The organism is Microbacterium sp. 13-71-7 (assembly GCF_002257455.1).
Classification (GTDB): Bacteria; Actinomycetota; Actinomycetes; order Actinomycetales; family Microbacteriaceae; genus Microbacterium.
In genome coordinates this window covers 1-6168 of the sequence record NZ_NCKN01000233.1, presented here as the reverse complement: position 1 = coordinate 6168, position 6168 = coordinate 1, and the positions used below count along the sequence as shown (strand labels likewise).

General features: G+C 70.4%; 5 protein-coding genes. 2 read left to right on the top strand and 3 right to left on the bottom strand.

Features of this window, described 5'->3' with window-relative positions:
* Window position 1 precedes the first annotated feature (1 nt).
* A complete protein-coding gene (locus B7X32_RS17420) occupies window positions 2–124 on the top strand; it encodes a L,D-transpeptidase (RefSeq protein WP_292722491.1) in 123 nt (40 codons plus the stop codon).
* Between the two features lie 147 nt (window positions 125–271).
* Here the strand turns inward: B7X32_RS17420 and B7X32_RS17415 are convergent, their stop codons facing one another.
* Window positions 272–2491, bottom strand: coding sequence for an NADP-dependent isocitrate dehydrogenase (locus B7X32_RS17415; protein WP_292722488.1), 2220 nt, complete (start codon window positions 2489–2491; stop codon window positions 272–274).
* Between the two features lie 247 nt (window positions 2492–2738).
* On the opposite strand from B7X32_RS17415, the gene B7X32_RS17410 reads away from it, so the two are divergent.
* A complete protein-coding gene (locus tag B7X32_RS17410) occupies window positions 2739–3191 on the top strand; it encodes a GNAT family N-acetyltransferase (protein WP_292722485.1) in 453 nt (150 codons plus the stop codon).
* A gap of 264 nt (window positions 3192–3455) precedes the next feature.
* Here B7X32_RS17410 and B7X32_RS17405 read toward each other — a convergent pair whose 3' ends face one another.
* Both B7X32_RS17405 and B7X32_RS17400 read right to left on the bottom strand, forming a co-directional pair.
* Window positions 3456–4301: a hypothetical protein gene (locus B7X32_RS17405; RefSeq protein ID WP_292722481.1), complete on the bottom strand. Its 846-nt coding sequence runs from the start codon at window positions 4299–4301 to the stop codon at window positions 3456–3458.
* A gap of 114 nt (window positions 4302–4415) precedes the next feature.
* Complete coding sequence (locus tag B7X32_RS17400; protein ID WP_292722478.1) at window positions 4416–6167, bottom strand: ABC transporter ATP-binding protein; 1752 nt, start codon at window positions 6165–6167, stop codon at window positions 4416–4418.
* Window position 6168: the final 1 nt, after the last annotated feature.

Below are 6168 nucleotides of genomic sequence, written 5' to 3'. Positions count from 1 at the left end.
CGTGTACTGGCACGACAACTGGGGCACCCCGATGAGCCACGGCTGCGTCGGCATGCCGGAGTGGCGCGCGCAGTGGCTGTTCGACTGGACGCCGCAGGGCACCGAGGTCAACGTCCACTACTGACCCGGATCCCGATCCCGCCTTCGAAGGGGCCCGTCGCATCGCGCGGCGGGCCCCTTCGCGTGCCCGGCGCACGGCACGATGCGACGGCCGCCGGGCGGGACGACGAAGGGGGCGGACGCCGCAGCGCCCGCCCCCTTCGTCGATCCGTCAGTTCAGGCCGTCGATGACCGCGTTCAGCGTCGCCGACGGACGCATGATCTTGGCCACGAGAGCGCCGTCGGGGCGGTAGTAGCCGCCGATCTCGGCGGGCTTGCCCTGCACCGCGGTGAGCTCGGAGACGATGCGCTCCTCATCCGCGGCCAGCGCGGCGGCGACCGGCGCGAAGGCGGCGGCCAGCGCGGCGTCCTCGGTCTGCGCGGCGAGCTCCTGCGCCCAGTACAGGGCCAGGTAGAAGTGGCTGCCGCGGTTGTCGATCGTGCCGAGGGCCCGGCCCGGCGAACGGTCGTTCTCGAGGAACGTGCCGGTCGCGGCGTCGAGCGTCTTCGCCAGGATCGCGGCCTTCGCGTTGCCGGTGCGCTCAGCGAAGTGCTCGAACGACGCGGCGAGGGCGAAGAACTCGCCCAGCGAGTCCCAGCGCAGGTAGTTCTCCTCGACGAGCTGCTGCACGTGCTTCGGGGCGGATCCGCCCGCACCGGTCTCGAAGAGCCCGCCTCCGGCCAGCAGCGGCACGATCGAGAGCATCTTCGCGCTGGTGCCGACCTCGAGGATCGGGAACAGGTCGGTGAGGTAGTCGCGCAGCACGTTGCCCGTGACCGAGATGGTGTCCTCGCCCTTGCGCATGCGTGCGAGTGAGTAGCGGGTCGCGTCCTCGGGGGTGAGGATCTCGATCGTGAGGCCGTCGGTGTCGTGGTCCTTGAGGTACTCCGTCACCTTCGCGATCAGCGCGGCGTCGTGCGAGCGCGCAGGGTTGAGCCAGAAGACGGCCGGGGCGCCGGTCGCGCGGGCGCGGCTCACGGCGAGCTTGACCCAGTCGCGGACCGGGACGTCCTTGGTCTGCGTCGCGCGCCAGATGTCGCCCTTGTGCACCTCGTGCTCGAGGACGACGTCGCCGGCCGCGTTCACGACCTGCACGCGACCGTCTGCGGCGATCTCGAACGTCTTGTCGTGGCTGCCGTACTCCTCGGCCGCCTGGGCCATGAGGCCCACGTTCGGCACCGTGCCGATCGTGGCGGGATCCAGCGGGCCGTTCGCGATGACGTCCTCGATCGTGGCCTGGTAGACGCCGGCGTAGGAGGAGTCGGGGATGACCGCGAGCGTGTCGTCCTCGCCGCCGTCCTTGCCCCACAGCTTGCCGCCGTTGCGGATCAGCGCGGGCATCGACGCGTCGACGATCACGTCGCTCGGCACGTGCAGGTTCGTGATGCCCTTGTCCGAGTTCACATAGCTGAGACGCGGACCGTTCTCCATCGCGCGGAAGAAGGCCTCGGCGATCTCCTCGCCGCCCTCCAGGTCCGCGAGCCCGGAGAGGATGGATCCGAGACCGTCGTTCGCGGTGAGACCGGCCGCGGCGAGCGTGTCGCCGTACCGGGCGAACACGTCCGCGAAGTAGGCGCGCACGACGTGGCCGAAGATGATCGGGTCGGAGACCTTCATCATCGTGGCCTTGAGGTGCACCGAGTACAGCACGTCCTCCGCCTTCGCCTCGGCGAGCGTCTCGGCGAGGAAGGCGTCCAGCGCTGCGGCGTTCAGGAAGGTCGCGTCGACGATCTCCCCCGGGAGCACCTTGAGGTTCTCCTTGAGGACCGCGACCTGGCCGTCCACGGAGACGTGCTGGATCGTCAGCACGTCATCGCCCGGGGAGACCCAGCTCTTCTCGTTCGCCTTGAAGTCGTCGTGGCCCAGCGTCGCGACGTGGGTCTTCGAGCCCTCGCCGAAAGCCTTGTTGCGGTGCGGGTGCTTCTTCGCGTAGTTCTTCACCGCGAGCGGCGCGCGGCGGTCGCTGTTGCCCTCGCGCAGCACCGGGTTCACCGCGGAGCCCTTGATGCGGTCGTAGCGGGCGCGGATGTCCTTCTCCTCGACCGTGGTCGCGTCGTCCGGGTAGTCCGGGACGTCGAAGCCCTTCTGCTGCAGCTCGGCGACGGCCGCCTTGAGCTGCGGGATGGACGCCGAGATGTTCGGCAGCTTGATGATGTTCGCCTCGGGCGTGGTCGCGAGGCCTCCGAGCTCGGCGAGCGCGTCGCCCACGGCCTGGCCGGCGCTCAGGCGCTCGGGGAAGGCGGCGAGGATGCGGCCGGCGAGCGAGATGTCGCGGGTCTCGATGTCGACGCCCGCCTGGTGGGCGTAGGCCTGGACGATCGGCAGCAGAGAGGCCGTGGCCAGCGCGGGCGCCTCGTCCGTGTAGGTGTAGATGATGGCGTCGTCGGTCACCGGGGTCTCCGTTTCACGCAGGAAGGGTTTCAGACAGCGACCTCGCGTGGATGCGCACGCGGTATCGCGCAGATTTATCTCGATACCAAGATACCTGCCCTTCGTGGATTCCCGAGCGCCCTTCCTCCGGCTGCGCGCGCTCCTGATCCGCCCGCGGGCCGTTCGCCCGGCGCGGGGGAAGATGAACTTCTCCTCACGTTTCGACGCGCTCCGCCACGAGCGCCGTCCAGGGGCTAGCCTGGGGACCATGACGGAACTGCGACTGGTCGAACTGTCCGCGGCGACGATCGTCGCCGTCAACAACCTCTCCCTGAAGCCCGGGCAGGAGCAGTACCTCGCGCCCGTCTCCTACGGAATCGCCGCGACCGTCATGAACCCGCAGACCAGCTGGCAGCGGGTCGTGCTGGACGGCGAGGAGGTCGTCGGCTTCGTCAGCGCCAACTTCGACCCCGACGCCCCCGAGGAGCACTTCCGCTCCGTGCTGTGGCGGATCAACGTCGACGCCGACGACCAGGGCCGCGGCGTCGGCCGATTCGCCGTGGAGAGCCTGATCGCCGAGGCCCGTGCGCGCGGCTTCGGGCACCTGAACGTGATCTACGAGGCAGGCACCGGGGGTCCCGAGGCGTTCTTCCAGCGGGTCGGCTTCACGCCCGTCGGAGAGACCGAGTACGCCGAGGTCATCGCGGAGATCCGCTTCTGAGCACCGGCGCGCCCCGCATCTGAGCACCGGGGCGCCCGCGACGCGCGTACGCTGTGATCGGCGGCGGGGTTTCGAATCCCCTCCCCCATCGAAGCCCCGTCGTCTTCTCCTCCCGCGGAGCAGGCACCGCCGGACTCGCCGCCCTGCGGTTCGCCGCGTGCGGCGGTCACGTCCACAGGACGTGTGCAACTCTGCAGGACGGATCCGCCCGATGCGTCCTGCGGGAGTGAAGACATCCTGCAGAGTGCGCCGCGCCGCGTGCGCTCAGTCCCGCTCCTTGCGCGGCTTCGGGCCGCGCTCGCGCGCGTTCCACGCCGCGATCGCCGAGGCCGCCGCATCGGCCGCGCGGTCCAGGGCGTCGGCCGACATCGAGATCACCTGCTGGGCGGTGTCCTGCCAGCCCGTCGCGCGCGAGGCACGCTCACGCTCGGGATCCCGCCCCTCGGCGCGGGCGTGGGCGTCGCGCTCGGCCGTATCGAACGCGCGCTCCAGCCGGGTCACCGCGTCGCGGTAGGCACCGAACTCGGCGGGCGCGACCCGGCGGGCAGGGTCTGGGCGGGTCTGCCGAGCCTCATCCAGCGCGAGCAGGAACGCGGCCGTCGACGGATCGCCGGCGTCGCCGATGGTCGGAAAGGCGATGAGCTTCGCGGGATCGGTCTCGTACGCCATCCAGCGCGCCACCACGGCGTCGTGGGCCGCGATCGCGCGCGGCAGCGGGCGTCGGTGCGGATCCGCGTTCAGGGCAAGGTCGGCCCGTGCGGCCTCCACCTGCGCGCGCCGGGCGCGCACCGACGCTGAGGCCGCCTTCGCGCCGGCCTCGGCGTCGCGCAGCGCGCGGCGGGCATCGGACACCTCGGCCGGATGCGCGGACCCCGCCGCGCGCCCCGCGACGCGTCCGGCGAGCTCGGCCCGGGCGACGCGCACGGCGAGACGCGCTTCGGTCGCCGCCCGCTGCGCAGCCTGCAGATCGAGGCGCGCCGCGTCGTAGCCGAGCCGACGTCCCCCGGATGCGGCACCGCGACGAGCACCCAGCACGATCACCGCTCCTGCGCCGGCGATGACCGGCGCGATCCACCAGAGTTCCGCGGCGACCGCCCAGAAGGGATCCACGCCTCGAGCCTACCGATCACATTTCCACAGGGCATTTGCACTTCCACAGGACAGATCCTCCGGATCCATCCTGCAGAAGTGCGGACGTCCTGCCAAACGCGCAGCCTCGCGCTCCTACACCAGCGTCTGCTGCCAGGCGGCGTGCAGCTGGGCGAACTTGCCCGTGCCGGCGATGAGCGCGTCCGGGGCGTCGTCCTCGATGATGCGGCCGTGCTCCATGACGAGCACCCGGTCGGCGATCGCCACGGTCGACAGGCGGTGCGCGATGATGATCGCCGCGCGATCGGCGAGCAGGGTCTGCAGCGCGTCCTGGATCAGCCGCTCCGACGGGATGTCCAGCGAGGCGGTCGCCTCGTCGAGGATCAGCACCGCGGGATCGGCGAGGAAGGCGCGCGCGAACGAGATCAGCTGTCGCTGCCCGGCCGACACGCGGCCGCCGCGCTTGTTCACGTCGGTCTCGTAGCCGTCGGGCAGCGAGTCGATGAACGCGTCGGCGCCCACGGCCCTCGCCGCAGCCCTGATCTCCTCCATCGTCGCGTCGGGCTTGCCGAGCGCGATGTTGTCGGCGACCGTGCCGCTGAACAGATACGCCTCCTGCGTGACCATGACGATCGCGCGGCGCAGGTCCTTCGGATGCAGATCGCGCAGATCCACGCCGTCGAGCGTCACCGCCCCGGCGGTCGGGTCGTAGAAGCGCGACACGAGCTTCGCCAGGGTCGACTTGCCCGCGCCGGTCGTGCCGACCAGCGCGATGGTCTGCCCCGCCGGGATGTCCAGCGAGAAGTCGGGCAGGATCACCCGATCCTTGGCGTACCCGAACTCGACGTCGTCGAAGCGCACGTGCCCCTTCGACTCCCAGAGGTCGACCGCCTTGATCGGATCCGGAACCGTGGGGACCTCGTCGAGCACGCCGGACACCTTCTCCAGCGCCGCCGTGGCGGACTGGAAGGAGTTCAGGAACATCGCGATCTCCTGCATGGGCGCGAAGAAGTTGCGCACATACAGCACCGCGGCCAGCAGGATGCCGACCTGGATCTCGCCGCTCGCCATGCGGACGCCGCCCCACACCACGACCACGCCGAGGGTGAGAGCCGCGACCGCCATGAGCCCGGGCTCGAACGTGCCGAACAGCAGCATCGAGCGGCGGTTCACGTCGCGGTAGTCGCCGGCGACCTCCTGGAACGACACGTCGTTGCGGGGCTCCTTGCGGAACGCCTTCACGGCGCGGATGCCGGTCATGGTCTCGACGAACTGCACGATGACCTTGGCGCTGATCACCCGCGACTCGCGGTACACGAGCTGCGAGCGCTGGTAGAACCAGCGCATGAGGTAGACCAGCGGGATCCCGGCGAGCACCAGCACGACGCCCGACTCCCAGTCCACGAGCACGAGCGCGATGAACGTGAAGAGACCGTAGAGCAGGCCGGACACGAGCTGGTTCAGCCCGCCGTCGAGCAGCTCCCGGATGGAGTCGAGGTCGCTGGTCTGGCGCGAGATGATCCTGCCCGAGGTGTAGCTCTCATGGAACTCGAGGCTCAGCCGCTGGGTGTGCAGGAACATGCGCTTGCGCAGGTCGAGCAGCACCGCCTGCGTGATGCGGGCGGTGAGCACGGCGTACCAGCCGATCAGCGCGGATCCGACCGTGCCGACGACGAGGAACACGATGCCGACCATGATCGTCGGCATCCAGTCGGCGTGCTTCAGCACGGCCGGCAGCGCCGTGTTCAGGCCGTAGGCGACGAGCGCAGGGCCGGCGACCTGCGCGGCCGTGGAGATCACCAGCACCAGCGCGGTGAGCGTGATCTGCACCTTGAGCGGCGCGATCAGGGATCCGAACAGCCGCAGCGAGCGGCGGCGGATCGCCAAA

Bases quoted from the DNA above. Each gene is read 5' to 3' on its own strand.
- B7X32_RS17410 (WP_292722485.1), top strand. From the start codon at position 2,739: ATGACGGAACTGCGACTGGTCGAACTGTCCGCGGCGACGATCGTCGCC.